General features: G+C 31.2%; 20 protein-coding genes. 11 read left to right on the top strand and 9 right to left on the bottom strand.

Annotated elements, in window-relative coordinates; all coding sequences use genetic code 11:
• Positions 1 to 72: 72 nt before the first annotated feature.
• Positions 73 to 978 carry a chemotaxis protein CheX gene (locus H6622_14090; protein ID MCB9062650.1) on the bottom strand — a complete coding sequence of 302 codons (906 nt, stop codon included), beginning with the start codon at positions 976 to 978 and terminating at the stop codon, positions 73 to 75.
• Complete coding sequence (locus tag H6622_14085) at positions 978 to 2,432, bottom strand: ankyrin repeat domain-containing protein (GenBank protein MCB9062649.1); 1,455 nt, start codon at positions 2,430 to 2,432, stop codon at positions 978 to 980. The genes H6622_14090 and H6622_14085 overlap by 1 nt, the downstream gene beginning before the upstream one ends.
• A gap of 292 nt (positions 2,433 to 2,724) precedes the next feature.
• On the opposite strand from H6622_14085, the gene H6622_14080 reads away from it, so the two are divergent.
• Entirely contained in the window at positions 2,725 to 3,996 is a 1,272-nt protein-coding gene (locus tag H6622_14080; GenBank protein MCB9062648.1) for a hypothetical protein, read from the top strand.
• A 51-nt stretch (positions 3,997 to 4,047) separates the two neighbouring features.
• Here the strand turns inward: H6622_14080 and asnB are convergent, their stop codons facing one another.
• Together asnB and H6622_14070 are read right to left on the bottom strand one after the other, a co-directional pair.
• Positions 4,048 to 5,727, bottom strand: coding sequence for an asparagine synthase B (asnB, locus tag H6622_14075; GenBank protein MCB9062647.1), 1,680 nt, complete (start codon positions 5,725 to 5,727; stop codon positions 4,048 to 4,050).
• A gap of 364 nt (positions 5,728 to 6,091) precedes the next feature.
• Positions 6,092 to 6,838 (bottom strand): hypothetical protein, encoded by a 747-nt coding sequence (locus H6622_14070; protein ID MCB9062646.1) that lies wholly within the window; start codon positions 6,836 to 6,838, stop codon positions 6,092 to 6,094.
• Positions 6,839 to 7,083: 245 nt separating this feature from the next.
• On the opposite strand from H6622_14070, the gene H6622_14065 reads away from it, so the two are divergent.
• Positions 7,084 to 7,854 (top strand): hypothetical protein, encoded by a 771-nt coding sequence (locus H6622_14065; protein ID MCB9062645.1) that lies wholly within the window; start codon positions 7,084 to 7,086, stop codon positions 7,852 to 7,854.
• A 13-nt stretch (positions 7,855 to 7,867) separates the two neighbouring features.
• On the top strand, positions 7,868 to 8,644 hold the full coding sequence (locus H6622_14060; GenBank protein ID MCB9062644.1) for a hypothetical protein: 777 nt from the start codon (positions 7,868 to 7,870) through the stop codon (positions 8,642 to 8,644).
• 634 nt (positions 8,645 to 9,278) lie between these two features.
• On the opposite strand, the gene H6622_14055 is transcribed toward H6622_14060, so the two are convergent.
• The 4 genes from H6622_14055 to H6622_14040 form a co-directional block, all read right to left on the bottom strand.
• Entirely contained in the window at positions 9,279 to 10,223 is a 945-nt protein-coding gene (locus tag H6622_14055; protein ID MCB9062643.1) for a hypothetical protein, read from the bottom strand.
• A 197-nt stretch (positions 10,224 to 10,420) separates the two neighbouring features.
• Positions 10,421 to 10,618 (bottom strand): hypothetical protein, encoded by a 198-nt coding sequence (locus tag H6622_14050; protein MCB9062642.1) that lies wholly within the window; start codon positions 10,616 to 10,618, stop codon positions 10,421 to 10,423.
• 156 nt (positions 10,619 to 10,774) lie between these two features.
• Positions 10,775 to 11,629, bottom strand: coding sequence for a hypothetical protein (locus H6622_14045; GenBank protein ID MCB9062641.1), 855 nt, complete (start codon positions 11,627 to 11,629; stop codon positions 10,775 to 10,777).
• 19 nt (positions 11,630 to 11,648) lie between these two features.
• Complete coding sequence (locus tag H6622_14040; protein MCB9062640.1) at positions 11,649 to 11,966, bottom strand: hypothetical protein; 318 nt, start codon at positions 11,964 to 11,966, stop codon at positions 11,649 to 11,651.
• A gap of 199 nt (positions 11,967 to 12,165) precedes the next feature.
• Between H6622_14040 and H6622_14035 the strand changes: the two genes are divergently transcribed.
• Complete coding sequence (locus H6622_14035) at positions 12,166 to 12,762, top strand: hypothetical protein (GenBank protein ID MCB9062639.1); 597 nt, start codon at positions 12,166 to 12,168, stop codon at positions 12,760 to 12,762.
• Here the strand turns inward: H6622_14035 and H6622_14030 are convergent, their stop codons facing one another.
• Positions 12,763 to 15,312 (bottom strand): DUF4214 domain-containing protein, encoded by a 2,550-nt coding sequence (locus tag H6622_14030; GenBank protein MCB9062638.1) that lies wholly within the window; start codon positions 15,310 to 15,312, stop codon positions 12,763 to 12,765.
• 136 nt (positions 15,313 to 15,448) lie between these two features.
• On the opposite strand from H6622_14030, the gene H6622_14025 reads away from it, so the two are divergent.
• The 7 genes from H6622_14025 (at position 15,449) to H6622_13995 (ending at position 19,547) form a co-directional block, all read left to right on the top strand.
• Positions 15,449 to 15,781, top strand: a complete 333-nt coding sequence (locus tag H6622_14025) for a hypothetical protein (protein ID MCB9062637.1) — start codon at positions 15,449 to 15,451, stop codon at positions 15,779 to 15,781.
• Positions 15,782 to 15,790: 9 nt separating this feature from the next.
• Positions 15,791 to 16,513: a DUF481 domain-containing protein gene (locus H6622_14020; GenBank protein ID MCB9062636.1), complete on the top strand. Its 723-nt coding sequence runs from the start codon at positions 15,791 to 15,793 to the stop codon at positions 16,511 to 16,513.
• Positions 16,514 to 16,856: 343 nt separating this feature from the next.
• Positions 16,857 to 17,504: an NAD(P)-dependent alcohol dehydrogenase gene (locus H6622_14015; GenBank protein MCB9062635.1), complete on the top strand. Its 648-nt coding sequence runs from the start codon at positions 16,857 to 16,859 to the stop codon at positions 17,502 to 17,504.
• Positions 17,505 to 17,513: 9 nt separating this feature from the next.
• Positions 17,514 to 17,843: a zinc-binding dehydrogenase gene (locus H6622_14010; protein MCB9062634.1), complete on the top strand. Its 330-nt coding sequence runs from the start codon at positions 17,514 to 17,516 to the stop codon at positions 17,841 to 17,843.
• A gap of 38 nt (positions 17,844 to 17,881) precedes the next feature.
• Positions 17,882 to 18,583 (top strand): hypothetical protein, encoded by a 702-nt coding sequence (locus H6622_14005; GenBank protein ID MCB9062633.1) that lies wholly within the window; start codon positions 17,882 to 17,884, stop codon positions 18,581 to 18,583.
• Positions 18,584 to 18,595: 12 nt separating this feature from the next.
• Positions 18,596 to 19,060 carry a hypothetical protein gene (locus tag H6622_14000; GenBank protein ID MCB9062632.1) on the top strand — a complete coding sequence of 155 codons (465 nt, stop codon included), beginning with the start codon at positions 18,596 to 18,598 and terminating at the stop codon, positions 19,058 to 19,060.
• On the top strand, positions 19,053 to 19,547 hold the full coding sequence (locus tag H6622_13995) for a hypothetical protein (protein ID MCB9062631.1): 495 nt from the start codon (positions 19,053 to 19,055) through the stop codon (positions 19,545 to 19,547). The genes H6622_14000 and H6622_13995 overlap by 8 nt, the downstream gene beginning before the upstream one ends.
• Position 19,548: the final 1 nt, after the last annotated feature.

The following is a 19,548-nucleotide window of genomic DNA, read 5'->3' as shown; positions in this document are numbered from 1 at the left end:
TATTCCGGTGTTCTCTATTAAATAGTTTGATATGTCAAACTATTTAATAGAGAGATTATAAAATAAAAAAATCTAAATTTTCTTAATGAGATTAAAGAGATGAACACGGTCGTTTTCTGAAACCCAAAAATTGATCTCAAAGTCTCCGTTTTTTGAAGCGAAAGGTAAAGAGTATACTTCTCCACCACTGAGAAGATTGAGTTCTTTATCTTGAAAAGTATAGTGAATCAGAGGCCAACGCAGACCTAAATTTGCAACCGGTATTGATACATTGAGTCCATGGTCGTCTCCAAGTAGACCTCTTGTATTTCCCAAAATAATATTCATAAGCTCAGCAACAGCATCTTTGTTTTCATCGTTTATTTCTATAACTTCTTCTCCAAGCATGTTTGAAACTATTTCAAGATATAATTTTTTATCCAATGAAAGAGTTATAACTAAGACAAAATTGCTGAATTCGACTATTGTATACCCATTTATTTCCTGTGGAAAACTATGCTCGGTATTTAGTTTAAATTGTTTGCGAAGTACTGGAGTGTGGGCCTGAATGAACATAGTTTTTTGTGTAGAGTGAATAAATGAACTTATAAAATTATTTGGAGAATCACTCCTTTCAAGTTTGTCATGTGTAGCTTCTATAAAACTTCCATATTCATGTCTAATTTTCATGTTTTCAGAGATGGATTTTTTAAGTTCTTCAGAAATATGAATAAAAATAAGCTCTCCACCAATGTCTTTAAGAATATTTTGCAATGTTGAAAGATACGATAACCAATTAGTATTCATCTTCTCAAGAAAAAAACAATTAACAATAACATCCACTGGGTTATGAATTATATGTTTGATTTCATTGTCAAAAGAGGAAGGAACACTTTCAGGGAGAACTCCATAGAGGGAAATAAAGGTATTTTCCCCTCTATTAAAGATTTTGTAATAGTCACTTATAAAGGATTCCTTAACTCTAATGGCAACATTCATTATGAGGCCTCCTTTTTTTGATTACTATAATCTACAAAGAATTGTAATATGGCAATTTGCCGAGTTGTTTTTGCATAATCAACAGCAGTCCGTCCTTTAAAGTCTTTGTCTGTAAAAATATTGAATTTATGTTTATAGACGAGCTCTTTGACTATATCTAAATATCCTAATGTAGAAGCAAGCATGAGAATTGTTTGACCCTTAATTTTTGAATCTCTTTTAGCGCCTCTTGCTAGTAGAATATTCATCATTTCTAAACGATTATTCATGACTGAAATAATCAAAGGATTAGCACCAATTTTATTTTTAGTATTCAGATTTTTGTATTTTGGGAGTAAGAGATTAAAAATTTCAATATGATTGCATTCAATGGCAATCATAAGTGCAGTCATTCCATCATAATCTTTCACTTCAAGATTTACTCCATCTTCTAAAAATGAATTTACTTCCTCTATGTTTCCATTCTGAACAGCTAACAAAAATGGTGTACGTCCCTTATCTTCTTTTTCATCTGCTTGAAGAAAGTTTTTCTTTTTCTTGTTTTTGCTTTTAAGATTGATATCGTTATTTTCTTCAAAGGGATTATGATCATTTTCCTGAGAATCGATCTCAGTATCTTGTGAATAAATATATTCAGAAAGATTTTTAGACTTCTCAGTCTTTAATGTTCTATCTTCATCAAATGGATCATGTTCAACATGCCCTAGACCAATATCTACGTCATCTAAAAAACTATTACCAGTAATTTGATTATCTTTAATGGCCTTCTTAATTCTATTAGCTACTTGATCAGAATTATGAATCAAACTTTGTAAATTGCGTTTTTTTGCAATGAGTTTTTCTTTTTTAAGTATTGCTAATTCTCTGTCGAATTCATCTTTTTGATGGAGAAATCTTACGATATCATCGGACTTAAGTTTACTTCCTTTAACTACGGTTTTAGAAGTATCAATTTCGATCTCACCACTCACAGTTTCTTTATGTTCATCCTTATTTATTCTTCCTTTAACTCTATTGATTGCTTCTTCGTCTTGGTAAGACCCTCTTACTCTTTGGGAAATTTCTTCTTCTGACAACTCTAAATAATGAAATATTTCATCATCAACGTCTTCAAGTCCCTTAGCAATAGTATATGGAGTGTCATTTAATTTTGTGGCCAGATTTGGATCTCCTCCACTGTAAAGCATCAGGCTGATGATGTCTTTATCTCTTACTTTTACGGCCTCAATGAGTGGTGAAGAAATATTTTTTTCATCAAGGTTTGGAGAAGACCCAAGAGAAAGTAAAAAATAACAAAAATCTAAATCAACTTGTTGGCATGCAAATTGGAGAGCATAATTGCATTCATCCAAGTAAATTTCAGGATGTTCGAAAAGTAAGATTTTCAATTCATCTGTTTTTCCAGATTTAAATAAACTGTAAACTTGATTTATTATTTCTAAATGTTCTAGCAATTTCCACCTCTGGAATTTTTCGGTTATTGAGACATATTTTTTGAATAATTTTCAATAAATATATTTTGATTGTGTATTAAATATTTCAGTAGCTTAGAAGTAAATGAATGACTGAGTAAAATTGATTTTTTTAAGTGAATCTAACTGACCAAAAATATTGGCACTTACATTTTGAATTGGCCTCAATATCATTTTAATAATATCAAATGCTTGAATTGTGAATATCTAATTAATTCTTGTTGAGCTAATTCTAAGTTAATATAGACTTATTCAAGTAAAATGAGGGTCTTTCATGAGTAAATTTACAAGTTTTTTAAAGGATATTTTTTATCACTATATACCTTTTTCTGATTATTTTTATGAAAGAAGATTTTTAAAACGCATATATTTACCAGAAACAATTGATACTTCTATTCAATTCAAAATTGCAGAGACTGAAAATGAAATAAACAAATGTATTAATTTAATGATTGAATATTTTGAAATGCCAAGTAGACAGGATCTCGTAACTAAATTTAATACTCTGCCCTCAACTTCATTCATTATGATGCTAGAAAATGGAGAGTTGATAGCAACAATGGCCCATCACCTGGATGGTGCATTTGGCCTACCCATAGAAGAAGTTTGGGAGGCCCGACATTTGAGGGGGCTTGGAAAAAGGATTGGAGAAATTACTACTGTTGCGATCAAAAAAGAAAAAAGAGGAGTTGTTCAAAAGTATTATTTTCCACTGATAAAATTTGTATTTCAATATTCAAACCAATATACAGGAGTTGATCTATTGATCTATGCTCTTCATGAAGAAGAAATTGAAGCAAATCATTTCTACTGGGATGCTAGATTACTTGCGCCGACGCCTAATGTATATAGATTTTCTCCTAAAGGAAAAAGAGTTCCTGTATTTGTTGATTTAACAACAGGCCTGAATACCTATTTGGCCGACATTTTCTATAATTGTCCTGAGAATAAAAATTTATTTAACTTTCTCATTGATAAAAAATACGATGAAAATTATATTTTTCCAAAAAGAAATATTCATAAAGCATTTGATTTTGTTCTGAATCCATTAATGCTCGACGATTATATTAAAATGTTTAACAGTTCAGAATCATCAAAGCTAAAACCAGATGATATGAAAACAATCCAAAATGCTTTGTTTTTTGATGAGTACAAAAGAGTTCTTTCGCATTTTGTAGATGAAGCAACCTGTTTGAGAAAAGAAGCGAGATTCTTAGTTACTTGTCCTGTTCTTTATATTGAAGCGGATGGAAAATCATTTGTGTCTGAGCAGATAAGAATATTTAATGTTTCAAATTATGGAATGGGCCTAAGTATTCTTGATAATCAAATTCTTGCAACCCTAATGAACGCAAAGGAAATTAAACTCAAAATTGGCCTTTCTCAAGGCGAATATGCAACACTTGAGGCCAGACCAGTTTGGTTAGGGCCCAATCATAATCTTGGACTTAGAATAGAGGCCAACACCCCTCAAGCATGGGAAAGATTTATCGATGCCTTAACTCAAGATTTTCTTCACAGCGATAAAGACATTAAAGTTGCCTAGATATATACGAAAAGACCATCTTTAAGGATGGCCTTTTCTTATAAATTTATTTTAAAGAGCTTTTGAATAATCGTAATGATCTTCTTTCAAAGAAAGATCTTCTTTCCCACTTTTTGCTTCGTAGTCTTTAACTTTATCAACTTCATGATAGGAAACCTTGTGAACAGCATTTGCTCTTCCTGAAGGGTCGAGATCATATTCTTGCCATCTTGGAAGCCATTTATGTACAAGACGATCAGAGTCCTTGTGTGTAAAAAGCTCGCTAAAAATCTTTCTATACATATAGGCCTCTTTTGTAGAAGGTGTATTGTGAGGATAGAGAATTTCACTAGAAGCAAATTCTTCATCCGTAATAATCTTTTCAGCGATTTCTTTAAGCGTATCTACCCATGTATAGCCAACACCATCAGAAAACTGTTCCTTTTGCCTCCAAAGTATTTCATCCGGTAAATATGGATCTTTTTTGTCATCGAAGGCCTCTCTTAAAACCTTTTTTTCAATTACTTTACCACCACTAAATTTATACTGAGCATCAAGACCCATGGCCACTTCAAGAAATTCTTTATCCAAAAAGGGAACTCTCGCCTCTACGCTTGCTCCCATTGTCGCTCTATCAGCACGTAGAACATCTGAAGTATGAAGTCTTTTAACTCTCCGTACACACTCATCATGGAAATCCTTTACGCTTGGTGCGTTATGAAAATAGAGGTATCCTCCGAAAATTTCATCGGCACCTTCTCCTGAAAGCACAACTTTAACTCCCTGCTTAGCAATGTATTTTGACATTATATACATTGGAGTTGCTGCACGTATCGTGGTTACATCATAGGTTTCCGCTTTCCATATGAGTTGTTTGATCACTTCATAACCTTGCTCAGGTGTGAAAATGACCTCGTGATGATCAGTTCCACAAAACTCAGCAACTTTTCTCGCGAGCTCTAAGTCTTTTGAACCTTTTGCAAGTCCGACACTAAAAGACATGACTTTTTTGCCAATTTTTTTCATTTCTCTAGCTACAATAGAAGTGACAAGACTTGAATCAAGTCCACCTGAAAGAAGTACTCCTAGTGGAACATCACTCATGAGTCTCTTTCTAACTGCGGCCTCTAGAGAATCTTTAATTTTCTCAGGTCCTAGCTTCTGTTCTTTTTGGGCCCATTTAGGTTCATAGTATTTTATAAAACCAGTTTCCTTAGTATAGTAATGGCCTGTAGGAAATTCTTTTATATCTATACAATGGGCCATTAGAGATTTTGATTCGGAAGCAAACCACATTCTGTTTTCTCTATCTTCTCCGTAATAAAGTGGCTTAACACCGATTGGATCTCTGGCCACAAAGAATTTAACTTCATCTTCTCTTTCATCTAAAATGATGAAAGCAAAGACGCCATCTAGCATATCAACACATTTTGGCCCAAACATTTCATACATATGTGGAATTACTTCTGAATCAGATGTTGAGTGAAATTTTCTATCTGAAAAATATTTCTTTTCGAGTTCAGAGTAATTATAGATTTCACCATTATGGATGACATGAAGACCTTCAGGACCTGGTAGAGGTTGTTTTCCGTGCCCTGGATCCATTATTGATAACCTTTCATGGCACAGGATTGCTCCAGAAGCAGACTGATAAAAATCGCTTTGATCTGGTCCTCTATGAGAGAGTTTTTGAGATTCAGCAAGGGCCTCTTGCGCATCGATTTTACCTAAAACACCTAAAATTCCACACATATTCATTCTCCTCATTGGTTATATTGGAAATATATAACAAAAACGGAATAAAACAGAATATTATTTAATAAAAATGCATATATTTTAATATTATAATAAATTATTTGCCTATTTTATGAATTATGTAAAAAAATATGTTTTTAGTACAGATTTTTTGTGAAATCAATAATGGAATAATATCCAAATGTTAGCAACCGAGCATCTATTGTGCTTGGATTTGGTTCTTACTTCCACGACCATAAAATTTTAGGTCAATTGTATGGATGGCCAAGTATTGGTGATTATAAGCAAAACTTTGAAGAAGCAATAAGATTAAATCCACATGCTTGTTGAAGTAGGTAGACCAATATTTAAGAAAAAGAGATTAAATGGAGCTTAAGATCCATTCACCTTCATAATATTTAAAATCATGAACACTTATTGGTGGTAAGTCTCCTGGAAAATAATAAAGATAGAGAGAATCAATTTTATTAAGAATCTTGTTCCAATAGGCTTCAGAATGCTTTTCGTCGAGCGCATCGATGGCCTGATCTAAAATTTTATTTGCATGGTGAAAAAATTCGTTTCTTACGCTAGAGTTTGAAATGAGGTTTGTAGCTAGTTCATGGTATGTAAATTTTAAAGCATTAAAGCTGTTTGTCATTTGATCCTTGGTCAATTGCTTTTTGTTCATAAGAGAAATGAGATCTTCTGGTCTTGGCCCGGGAATGTAATTTTTGATAATCACTATATTGCCATTTTCAATTTTCTCACGATGGAACATTTGTGCGGTCTTCATACCTTTTTGTTCAAGGAAGTTATAAAGCTCAAGTGTCTTTTGAACATGCGTCTGTTGATTTTTTTCAAAGATACGCACAGAAACTATACCAATACCAATTTTTCCAACATATTCTTCATACTGATCTGTGGATTCTTCTAAGTGAAAAAGTTTAACATATGAATCCAGACCGCTTTCGGCAAGACTTGGCAATCTTAAATTATCCGTAGTGTAAAGACGTGTGCCTATAGGCCAAATTCTTTTTTCTAGCGATTTATCGAAAAATCTTGAATTTTCGTTTGAATAAAAATCATCAATAGCTCGCATAGTGTCATTGTCTATATCGTCTATCATTAATTTAGACGCGGCATTTTGACAGCGGCTGAACTTTGTATCTGCTTTAAGTTGATTTATACCGAGAATAAGAATTGTAAAGAATGTCAATGTCTTCAATTTTTAATCCAAGTTCTATAGGATATTTACACAATCAAAAACATCCTTTAGAACTGAAATAATTACAAAAATGAAAGATTTGCTCAATGTTAAATTGTTGTCAAATTCTTACATTTAGCTAATAAAACCTTAACAAAGACTCGCAAATGAATGACCAGATCAAAAATCTAGAAAACTTACAAGGAAAGAGAGATGAATTTGGACCAATATCGAACATTTTATTTAGTTTTGTCATACCTGTAACTATCCTTAATAAACTTACTCCATATTTAAATCCTTATTTTGGAAAAAACTCCTCGCTTATTACACTTTTCATTGCCCTCTCAATTCCCGTTGGTTTTGGCCTTCTAGAATATATCAAATTCAGAAAAAAGAACTTTATAACTATAATGGGGATAGTAAACACCCTTATGACTGGAGGGTTTGCAGCTTATCAACTTAGTGGTATCTGGTTTGCGATAAAAGAAGCGGCCTTTCCTTTGATGTTTGGTGTATTCTTCCTTAGTAGTGCTTTTTATGGAAGACCACTTATTGAAATTATGTTGTACAATGAAAAGGTAATGGATGTACGCAGGATTAATCAAATTTTACTGGACAATGGCAATCAACAATATTTTATTTCACACTTGAGAAAGTCTACTATATTTCTCTCCTTTTCATTCTTTTTAAGTGCAATTTTAAATTTTGCTCTCGCCTCCTATATTTTCACTGAATTACCAATAGGACTTTCAGCTCATGAGAAGGGTATAATTTTAAATGAACAGATTTCTGATATGATGTGGAAAAGTTATATAGTGATAATGCTGCCTTGTATGGTCGTCACACTATTTATAATAAAATATCTCGCGGATGGTATAAAAAAATATACTAATTTGTCATTTAATGAAGTCATTGTTGGAATGAAAGAACAAAGCTAAAAGGAGTTTTATAATGAACAGAATACTTGGAATTTTATCTCTCATATTATCTATTAATATCTATGCAGGAACCCCTACCTTATTAAATTTAACAGAATCTGATGCAACTAAAGTTCTCAATGATGTTAATACAAGCTTTGTTCCAACTACTGTATCAGGTGCATCGAGCCTTGGAACAATATTTGGATTTCAAATAGGTGCCGTGGGCGGTCTAAGTGATGCTCCAAATATTAAAAGTCTCACTTCAAGTGCTGGAGGACAAAAATTTGATCAACTTCCTATTTTAAATGCCCTTATTCAATTGCATGGGCCTTTTGGTCTTGGTGTTGATGTTAATATTCTTCCAATTGATGTAGGAGATTTTAAATATGATTATTTTAACCTTGGTTTAAAATGGACCTTTACAGATGTATTCACGGCCATCCCATTTAATATAAAATTAAAATTAGATTTTGCTTCAGGTGAGTTACAATATACTGAAACAGAATCGAGTCTTACATCTAAAGTAACGTTGCAATCTGATATTCAGCAGTACTCACTTGTTTTTTCAAAAAAACTTATCTTCATTGAACCTTACTTTGGTCTAGGTTACGTCAATGCTGATTCTACAATTAAATACAGCGGGACTGCTTCTATTTTAAGTTTTGCAACAAGCTACAACAAGAGCGACAGTGACTTGAATATTTTTGGTGGAATCGAACTTGATTTATTCGTCATGCGACTTGGATTTGAATATGGCAGTGTATTTGGAAATTCTCGTTTGATTGGAAAACTTTCATTTGGTTTTTAGCATTTTGTCTTAGTTATTTTCAAGATGAAATGTTTTATTATTTATTCAATCAAAACTTGAATTCAAAAATTTCTTTACTCTAGAAAAATAAAAGGGCCCATATTCATGGGCCCGACAATTTACTTTTAATACACAAGGTTTATATACTTAACGAGGTTTTCTCGTACGTTTTAAGCTGCTTGAAGAGTTAACATGGAATCCTTATTGTTTCGAGTGTAAGTCTTTGAAGTAACCTCTCTCACAAGATAAGGATATTTCGTGATAAAACGCCTCTCACCGAGTCCAAATAACTCTATAGAATGTACGTAGCATAAACTTAAATTTGCCACATTGTCTTTAAAAAAACGATATAATTTCTGTTGAAGTCGTGTTGGCTTATTACCGTTTAGAATATAGGGGTTTAAGTTCTTGATTTTGCATACATCACACATAAGGTCCTCTTAAGTTTCTAGTAATGACTGAATATCTTATGTAAATTTTTGCATATAACGAGAATATATTGAGTAAAAACATAAAAAACTAAGTTAGGATCTACAACTCCCTGAAATTGGGAAATTATTCTTTTGGGAATATGCCAGAAAAATTTGCAAGTCATTATGACATGGACTGAACTCCAAATTATCAGCTCCAGATTTTATAATTGAGTCCACTCTAGAAAAGCATCTATATACGACTGTTCAAGTGAAAAATTACCAAGGAACATATTAAGAGAGCTCTCAAGTGTATCAGCGTTCATACAATTTAACACAAACCCTTGGTTGTCTAATTCATATTCATGATTTGAAAAAACAATTTTATACTCTCCTAAATCTAGTCCTTGATGATATTTTTTTAAGGAGGATATTCTCTTGATGGCCTCAATTACTAATTTAATATCACAGGCCGTAGTGAATTTATTTTGAGAATACATGAGATCCAATTGGACAGATTGAGATCCAATTTGTTTTGAAAAAGTCTGTTCATAGTCTTTATTAATATTTTCAGAAAGTTCATAAACATCTTTGGTTATTTTCTCTTCGATCGCATTGGAATCATTGAGGTCAATTTTAAGTGCTTCCATGAAAAAAATTTGTCTACCTATTTTGTTTTCAAAAGTATTGGCCAGTTCTAAAATCTTTTCATAATTTTTCAAGACATCTAAACTTTCTGTGAACTTAAATTGATCTCCAACACTTAAGTTCAGTAGTAAATCATAGAATGTTAAATTAGATTTAAATGCCTCTAGGAGATATTCACCTAACTTTTGGTCTATATCATCAGTATTAAGATAAATTTCTTTAAAATCGTAATCATTTTCTCTGTCAGAACAAACTATAGTTTCAAATTCAAAGGTATCTTTCAAAAAACTAAATGCATCTTCATTCTTTTTTAGAATGCTTTCAATTCGCTGGATTTTATCTGTATTACATTCTTGAGTTACAATACCTTGTTCTTTCAAAAAAATTGATTCAAAACCCTCAATAAGCGCAACTGTATTTTTCAGATTTTTAATTGATTTTTTAGGTATCTCACTTTGATTTCGGTCGCATCCCCAAAAAACAATAGAAACAAAAAACACAAATATATTTAAAATCTTCATAGGATAAGACTAGAAGATTTCTGATAAAGATTCAAGGCCTAGATGACCGTCGTGAATTTTTTATGGGATTCGTTTAATATTTATACAAGTTTAATGTTTCTTACAAAATATATGGAATATATTAAAACTATCACTCCTAGTATTTGATAAGGCAGAATATCTGTTTTAAAAAAAGTAATTGTAAACTGGCCTGGCAATTATTTAAAATCACCTCTGCCAGCTCTTAAGGTATTGAGTGTATTTTGATAGTCAGCTCTTTCTTTGGGATAAAACCATTTGTTATTCACAATAAAATTTTGAGTTCTCTCATTTGTTTTACTTTTTTTTTGGCCGAATAAATGCTGTGATGTTAAAATTTCAGTGAAATTTAAAATTCTAAAAATTCTTGCAATCATACCTTTTCCCCCGGAGCATTGCTTATAACGAAAGTTGTCATGGCATGCAAGCATTCGAATATTGTGTGGTAAAAAGTACTCTTATTTAAACAATATATAGATTAACGGATTTATCTCTCATAAAGAAAGATATCATTGTAGTTAAATACCTTATATTTAAAACTGGAAATAACCCTCATCTCTAAGAATAGACATAATTTCATGTTGGGTCTTACCTTGTTTCGATAATTGCATGAATCGAGTTTCCATATCTATTGTGGGCCTTTTAAAATTCTTTTTCTTGATAATAAAATCAATAAGTTCTTGCCTGTGTAATCCATCCTCGTTATTCAGAGGATTTTGCCATCCATAACTAAGGGAAACTTTCCAAAGCTTTTTCATTTTATAAAAATCTCTTATAGAGTAGAAGTTATTCTTATCAGAAATACTTGGTACATTAATATTATTTTCATAAAAGGAATTGAGATAGTTTGCTATGATGTTTTGAACTTTCAAAAATTTGCTTCCGTGAACATCTGAAATTTCTAACATTCCTAATAAATTTCCAGTATTTAAACCATTTAGATGAATATCCTGAATGTAAAAATTAATAAATTTATACTCTAACTCATTCACTCTATTTTTAAAAATATGAGATGATAAAATATTGAGAAAAACATGATTGATCGTGTTTGAGATATAGCGAAGTTCATTATAATCACTTTGATTTGGTATTTTTATACGAGAAAACCAATCATTAAGATAATTCGGATCCAAATATAATTTTAAAGAAATTAAAGACCAATAGGCGACTTGTTCATTGGATACATCAAAGACTTCATCAATTTCCTGATAAGATGCATTTTTTGGAATACTTATTAGTTTTGGAGTGAATTTAGGAATTTGTGAAGAAAATGCATCTGCTAGGTCTAAAAATATTCTATGTGCCTTTTTTACTAGAGGGTGACTATTCATAAGCAGCTGACTTTCTTCAGCATAATATGTGAAATGTTCTACAATCTGGACAAGCATTGTGCCTTGTTCTGCATTTTTAGAACTCAGAAGCATTTTTTACTGAGAGATCTAACCACTCAGATAAATCCTTTATTGTTAAAATTGTAATATTATTAATATCTAAAAATTGGGAAAGACCTAGGTTCTTGTTCCTTTTACTCAGAAACTTTTCAATAAGTTGTGTGTCAATCTTTTGATTTTGAAGATTGTACTCAGGGTATTTAGTATAGAAATCATCAATTGCTTTGAATAAAATATTTCCAAAATGTCTTTCACATTGAGGATATGAAATCTCTTCATTTGATAAAAGAGTAGATATATTAAATAGAAATAATAAGCTAAAAATTAGTTTCATAGCTCATTTTAATATATTATGATGATTTAAAAACAATAGTGTTATTTTTTACATACTCTACTTGAAAATTACTTAAAATTTTTACATGAAAAATTTAAAATGTACTTAATAAGTTTGATTCTTTTTATGCCTTTAATCTCTTGACTCATAAAGAATAAGAGTTGAATATATTTATTCAGTTAAATGTGAAGGATAAATCATGAAAATAATTTATGTAATCTCATTAATTGCACTCATAAGTCCAATTCTGGCCCTGGAACACTTTCCAATAGGAAGCGTTTTAAAGAACAAAAATAAATATCTGTATATCGCATGTGAACATGTGGAAATTAAAGATTGTTCTCAAATGAGAGCTATTCTTAAAATTGGAAAAAAAGAAACCATTATCTCCGAGTTTAAGGGAGATTGGCTTATCAATGAGGGTAATCCGCGTCAAATTGATAATGAAATCTTAGAGAGACTTAAGTTTAATCACATTCGAACGGCCATCATTGGAACGAGGGCCAGTGTATTCATTACAGGTTTGGCCTTAGATAAACTTGGAATATTTCCAATAATTGAAGATAAAAAAGGAATAAGGCAAACGATAACAATTGTTGGGGCCATTCCTGGAGTAATATTTGATATTGTAAAACTTCCTGTTCAAGCAATAGTATTCATCGGAGAGTATATTTTTAGTCTTAATAAGGGAAAGCAGTATTTACTAGCGCTCTTTAATCTTTCCAAAACAAAAATCTATAAAGTAGATGTCGGTGATTTTGAAATAATGCTTTCTATTTTCTCTGGTATCAAATAACTACCGAAGCTTGTATTTTGCATTTTTTTCATGAAATTCTTCACTCCCAACAAAATTCTTGGCCATTTGAAATCGATCCATTCCCTTATTCAGTTCATCTGTCCAGTAGTCAATGCCAGCTTTTTCACCTTTCCTTCCTAGAATTCTGAGATACATGTAATAGACAAAAGTACGGTTATTCATTTTATTATATTGATCTTCATGAATGGCAGGATACATAAATCTTGAAAATAGCTCTAGTTTTGTCATTTTATCCTGTAATGCAATACCAAGCCAGTAATCTAGAGATTCTTTGTCTACAATTCTATTTAAAAATTGCTTATACATTATTTCTTCAATGAAGGCCTTCGCATCATACTTAACTTCAATACCCGTTTTGTGAAACTCATTTATATTTTCAGGTCCGAATTTATGATGATCTAAATCGAATTGATTAAAGTTGGTTTTATTTATAAAAATATTGTATGCTTTTGAGTTTTCATCTTGCTTAAGTTTTATGACAAGAGGTTTACTAAAGTTCTTCTGTGTAAAGATACCTTTAAATGGTATTCTTATTGCTTTAAGAGGTTTCAAATAAAAAAGTCTAGAATTTTTAAAATGATCGTTTGTATCTAGTTTTTTACTTATTGTAAAATCGGAATCTTCCCACCCACTATTTGATGAAAAATAGGGTTCAATAATAAAACGAGTTGCTTCACATTGAGATCCATTATTATTGGCAACTACCAATTCTCCTTTGAACTCTTTCCCTTCTTTGTAAATATCATCTTCAACACTTAGAAAATACACAGGATCTTTTTGGCATTCTACTTGGATTTCACATCCAAAACTACCCGGGTTACATTTTTGGTTATTAACCCTAATGTCTTGATTGTAAATATTCTCATTTTTATAGAGAACCTCAACATTCACATCATAAAGATCACCTAATTGGAAAGATGAATAGGGGACTTGGAAGTTAAATTGATCTACAACAGTCATGTCTTGCTCAATATTATTTACTTCAGAATCTATACTAATTGAACTATCTATTGATTTAACGGAAAAAGAAAAATCTTCAGATCTACATTTCCCAACAAAACTTGGGGCAATATTTAGATTTAAATAACCAAAAGGACTTTGAAAATATCTTTTTTCATGACTTACAGATATTCTTTCTAATCCATAAACGAGACAACCATCTCTGATATAATCATCATCATCAACAATGTCTCCGTTGAAACGCAATATTGCTTCTTCATGAATAGGATCGTATTTTATAAATTGCATTCTGAGTTCTTCTTTATCAGGTGTTTCCCAAATTTCACCTGGCCTTACGAGTTTGAGTAAAATTGATGAAGGTTTATTTCCCACACTTTTTCCAGTTATTAAATGGACTGAAATTGCGCCTAGATATTCTTTACTTAAACCACTTGTTCCCTTTAGTTCTTTATTTCTGGATCTTAATGAAAAGACATAATTTTTATGTATGAGTGCTGAGGCCTCGCCATGATCCTGTGGGTGATAGGAAAGTGCGTGTAAAATATTATCTCCTTTTGCCACAACTCTTAGACCATTTTCAGGATTAAGGACATTAATTTTTAACATTTTTGGAGCATTCATTGTTGTCACGTTGTTACCGTTGCCCATAATACAAGAATAATCCTGGTATCTAAATTTATAATCGTTATCAGTGTATTTACCATCTCCATCATCGACACCAGAATGCCCAAATCCCAATGTATGACCGATTTCATGAGCGCTTACTTGTGGATGTCTACTTCTTAAAACAATTGGAGGGGATCTTTTTTCTTTATAACTTGTGATATTTGTTATTCCAATCCACCCACAACTATTTCTATCATCCTCTATATTAGGAATAAACGTTACAATCCGATCATAGTGTTTTTTGATATTGTTTGAAATATAACTATTTGCCGTTCCTCCCAGGCTTGTCCAGTTTTGACAGCCAGGATATTCTTTGTCGATGTCGTATTCGTATACATCCTCTTGAGAGATATTAAATCTAAATTTGTTCCATGTAGAATTTTCAAGCATTGCTTTGAAATTTTCTATGAAGTTTTCATTTAAACCTGGACTTCTTTTATTTTTAAAGTTTAATATAACAAATGCAATATCCATATCAAAAAAATCATCATCATCAGGTCTTAAATCTAGTTGAGAAAAGATATTTTGTTCCACTGATAGAGCATCTATTACATCAAGACCGTTGTCTAATTGAGTATTGATAGTTGAGAAATTAGCTTGTTTGAAAAATAAAGAAAGTGGTTTATTGATTTGTAATTTATTAAGTTCAGTGGGTGATATACCTGAAGCTTGTAGATCAATATAGTGACCTTGTTCTGTTTCTAATGTATAATAACCCCGATTTGCTTGATGATCTGGATCTCCATCTATAATCGTATATCTCAATATCCCATTTATTAATTGTGTTTGAGGAATTTCATTTTTAGTAGTCGTTGACAATTCTGGAATGGTTTGATTTTTATTGAACTGACAACTTATTGTAAGGAAAATAATAAAATATGGTAAAAATAAAAATTTAATCATCTCCAACTCCTGTATTGATGAGTATACTTATCGGAAGAAATAAATATAGAATGACATCGTTTTGTGTATCCGTTGATAATTATATTTGATGAATATGCTCTTATTAACATGAGAAAACCAAGGATAAATTAAAAGAATGAATTTTTATTTGACAACAATATTTCCTGTATCTATGCTCACTCTTTTCAATTTTTCTAAGACCGATTGTACTTTTTGTGTATACATAATACTCATACTTTTGTTCATAATTTTTCTGGCACTCATATTTAAGAAAATAAGAAGAGTAAAAAGTAAGGTACAGAACAAGGATGAAGAGATTTCTGAATTTCAAAATGTTCCTCCTGGCCCTGGTAAACCAGGTATTGTTAAACCTATAGATTTGTCAGGAAATGTTTTTGAACATAATATTGAAACATTGAATGATGATATGAAAAATATTGGAATAAATTTAGATAATCTGAAAAAATAGGAGATGATTTTGAAATTATGCCTAATCTTTTTACTTTTATCAATTTCTAAACTATTTGCAATAATAGATATGGAAGTTGAAAGAACTAAAGGTCTAAACAAAACATTTTACCATAATATTGCAATCGCCCTCTCTGGTTCAAAAGGAAATAGTAACAAGCAAGACATTGATATCGATCTTTTCCATTCTTTTAGAAAAGAGAAGTGGCATTTATTTTTAACCGGGCAAAGAGAGTTTGGTAAAAGTAATGGCCAAAAAAGCACGGATATAAACTTTGCCCATTTTAGAACTTCCTATTATCATACAGAAGGACAAGCAATTGAACTCTTCTATCAATATAGCTCAGATCAATTTAAAAATCTGATTCGCAGAAATCTTTTTGGTGCTGGATATCGATTTGAATTTATCAATCTCGGTGCAATTGGTTTGGCCCTTTTTCAAGAGTTTCAAAAATATAAAAATAAAAATGAATCCCAAATGAGAGCAAATCTATATACAGGAATTGATTTGAAAATTGTGGAAAATGTTTTCTATGCAATAACAATTTATTATCAACCAGTATTAAATAATCCAAGTGATTGGCGATCAATGTTAAAATCTTCATTGTCAACAATGATAACAAACTCACTGAAATCAATTGTTTCATTCACATGGGAACAAGACAGTATGCCTGAAGAAGGTATTGAAAAATCAGATTTCAATTATAAATTTGGTTTTGCTTATAATTTTTGAGCACAATGATAAAAGCAAAATGACTCCGAGTAGTGCCAGATTGAATCTATTATCTTGATAAAAATTGGCACATTCTTTGAATACATTGTGTTCAGGACAATTACGTCCAAAAATAATAGGGGAGTTGTATGGTTTCATGGAAGAGATCTATCCTTTTCATTCTATTCACAATCGCAATTTTGAGTTCGTGTTCATCAACGGAAGAAAAAAGATCGACAAAACAAAAAAAATCTACTCGACTGACAAGATTAGATTTTATTTAAATTCTAGCATTGAATAATTTATTTGTTCACAATTCTCCCAATTAAATCCATAATAAAATTAGATTAGATTGGGAGAAAAAATGAAAGCACTTAAATGTAAAAACTATTCTTCTGGAAATAATATAGAAATAGTTGATTTAAAAATTCCGACTCCCAATGATAATGAACTACTCATAAGAGTTCATTTTTCATCTGTAAATACAGGAGACTGGAGAATTAAATCCCTAAATGTACCAAGAGGATTTAGACTCATCACAAGAATCTTTTTTGGTCTTTTTAAACCCAAACGGCCAATTTTAGGAACAGAAATTTCTGGAGTGGTTAGTGAGATTGGAAATTCTGTCGAAAAGTTTAAGGTAAATGATGAAGTAATTGCCATGACAGGTATTAAAATGGGAGGTCATGCTCAATATATTTGTGTCGATCAAAACTCTACAGTTATGAAAAAACCTATTAATCTCACTCATGAGCAAGCAGCGATATGCAGTTTCGGAGGACTTTGTGCTTATGATTTTTTAGTGAGAAGAGCAAAGTTAAATTCTGATGATGAAATTATGATCATTGGAGCAAGTGGAAGTGTTGGAAGCATGGCCATCCAAATAGCAAAATTTTTAAAATCAAAAATTACTGCCGTATGTAGCACTAAAAACTTCGAATATGTAAAAAATCTTGGAGCTTCAAACGTTTACACTTATAAAAATAATGAACACCTAAAAACAGATCAATAGTTTGATGTCATATTTGATAGTTATGGAGATCTGTCATACAGTGATTTGAAACATTTACTTAAGAAAAATGGAAAACTGATTCTCATTAGTGGCTGTTTAATAGATCTTATCTGTGCACCTTTAATTTCACTTTTGACTCCTCATCAGGTATTCGCAGGCCCTGCCAGCGAGAAAATGCAAGATTATAAAAATTTTATGACACTGGTTGAAAATGGTAATATTAAGCCAATGATTGATCGTATTTTTGATTATTATAATATCAACGAGGCGTATCAATATATTGAAAAAAGAAATAAAACAGGGAGTGTCGCTTTAAAAATGATCGATCCAATTGATTAAAATTAGTTTTCGAATTCGAAATGTGATAGTAAAAATCTATGAAACATTTTATCATTTTAATTTTATTATCAACAAACCTTCATGCCCAAGATTGTATTGAATCAGTTTTTTATAAAAATATAAGACAAGTTAGAGCAGGTTTAGGAGGAAGGCTAGATGACTTATATTTTCCTCATTACGCATTGGTTGATACCTCTGATTATATTTCAACTGATCAAATTGAAATAATCTATAAAACTGTTCCAAACCTGCTTTTAGGAGTTGGAGAAGTTAAAGATAATGTTCAGAGTTTATTCACATTTTATAAAGATTCTCAGCGTTTTAGTGAAGCTACATATTTAGACCCAATACTGATAGATATTGAAGAAAATTTTTCAAAAAATATTTTAAATGATCTTTATTATTTTATTAATGCACTCAAGCATATTATTAATAAGGGGCTTCCAACTGACGAACAAGTATATCCTTTGTATGCTGCCTTTAGAAAAACAGATGGTACTGTTCAAATTGGGCCATTGAATCTTCACTATGATCTTCCGTATCTGGTTTCAGTCACTACATTAATTGGTGATGGTACTGAATATGAAGTTTCAAATTACAATCATAAAATTAAAAAAGTTTCCACAGGTGAAACAATTATTCTATCAGGATTATCTAGAGTTAAATATCCTCCTCAACATCGTTCATCTCTATCTGCAGGGAAAAGACTAACTCTACTCATTCAATGGGAAAAATATTAGTAAAATGTAAAAATGGTAAATCTGGCCAGTAAAACACTCGTCATTATCGTAGGAACCTGTTATTTTTCGTACAATCAAAAATTAGCTTCAAATGAGTCTATTATGCTAAAATATTTCATCTCTTTATTCCTTATCTATTCAACTATTTGTATTTGTACAGAAAATCTAGATGTAGAAATTATTTCTAAAATGGAAGAAAACTCAAAAATTGTAAAAAACATAATACAATTGGGATTAGGTTTAGATTATGAATTAGATATGGTCAAATATTATTCAAGAAAGGGCATTACAAGCTCAAATCTTCTAAATTATCGAGGCCATCTTGGAAATAATTTTTTACATATTTTGTTAGGTAAGGGATGGTATTTGGCCATTCAAAAATATTTGTTTGATTTGGCACCGCTCTTTAAGATTCCAAACGATAATGGAGATAATCCCCTGATTTATAGCATTAAAATCAAACTGAAAAGTGTTTAAGATCGTCGGAAAAGACTCAGATGGTGATACCGTAATACATAATCTTATTCATCATAAAGAAAAAGTAATAGATTCTAATAGTACGCTTCATATAACGACTTTAAAAAAGTTGGCCCAATATATAGATATCAATAAATTAAACAATAATGGAATGTCTCCTCCAAGTTTAGCACTCTACCGAGGACATATAGAGGATTTTAAACAATTAGTTCTAATCGAAGGGTTTGATTTCAATAAATCATCGTCCATTTTTACAACTCCACTTGGAATTGGACTAAAATTATTTACCGACGGAAAGATTGAAGATTTATTTCTAATTAGAGAACTGATTGATAAAACTGATTCAGGAATCATAGATCAATTGAAACTTAATGGCCTATACGCTGATGCTATTAAAGAAGTTGAATCAAAAACTAAAACATTTAAAACAGTTTTGAGAATATTGGCCAGAATTTGTCAAAAGATGATGATCAAAAGGGAAAACTGAT

It is taken from the genome of Halobacteriovoraceae bacterium (assembly GCA_020635115.1).
GTDB lineage: Bacteria > Bdellovibrionota > Bacteriovoracia > Bacteriovoracales > Bacteriovoracaceae > JACKAK01.
Note: the sequence above shows the minus strand (reverse complement) of the source record. Positions and strands in the feature narration are given on the sequence as shown.

Coding starts and splice junctions, on each gene's coding strand:
- H6622_14090 (MCB9062650.1), bottom strand. CDS start 978: ATGAATGTTGCCATTAGAGTTAAGGAATCCTTTATAAGTGACTATTAC.
- H6622_14080 (MCB9062648.1), top strand. CDS start 2,725: ATGAGTAAATTTACAAGTTTTTTAAAGGATATTTTTTATCACTATATA.
- asnB (MCB9062647.1), bottom strand. CDS start 5,727: ATGTGTGGAATTTTAGGTGTTTTAGGTAAAATCGATGCGCAAGAGGCC.
- H6622_14070 (MCB9062646.1), bottom strand. CDS start 6,838: ATGATAGACGATATAGACAATGACACTATGCGAGCTATTGATGATTTT.
- H6622_14065 (MCB9062645.1), top strand. CDS start 7,084: ATGAATGACCAGATCAAAAATCTAGAAAACTTACAAGGAAAGAGAGAT.
- H6622_14060 (MCB9062644.1), top strand. CDS start 7,868: ATGAACAGAATACTTGGAATTTTATCTCTCATATTATCTATTAATATC.
- H6622_14055 (MCB9062643.1), bottom strand. CDS start 10,223: ATGAAGATTTTAAATATATTTGTGTTTTTTGTTTCTATTGTTTTTTGG.
- H6622_14050 (MCB9062642.1), bottom strand. CDS start 10,618: ATGATTGCAAGAATTTTTAGAATTTTAAATTTCACTGAAATTTTAACA.
- H6622_14045 (MCB9062641.1), bottom strand. CDS start 11,629: ATGCTTGTCCAGATTGTAGAACATTTCACATATTATGCTGAAGAAAGT.
- H6622_14040 (MCB9062640.1), bottom strand. CDS start 11,966: ATGAAACTAATTTTTAGCTTATTATTTCTATTTAATATATCTACTCTT.
- H6622_14035 (MCB9062639.1), top strand. CDS start 12,166: ATGAAAATAATTTATGTAATCTCATTAATTGCACTCATAAGTCCAATT.
- H6622_14030 (MCB9062638.1), bottom strand. CDS start 15,312: ATGATTAAATTTTTATTTTTACCATATTTTATTATTTTCCTTACAATA.
- H6622_14025 (MCB9062637.1), top strand. CDS start 15,449: ATGAATTTTTATTTGACAACAATATTTCCTGTATCTATGCTCACTCTT.
- H6622_14015 (MCB9062635.1), top strand. CDS start 16,857: ATGAAAGCACTTAAATGTAAAAACTATTCTTCTGGAAATAATATAGAA.
- H6622_14005 (MCB9062633.1), top strand. CDS start 17,882: ATGAAACATTTTATCATTTTAATTTTATTATCAACAAACCTTCATGCC.
- H6622_14000 (MCB9062632.1), top strand. CDS start 18,596: ATGGTAAATCTGGCCAGTAAAACACTCGTCATTATCGTAGGAACCTGT.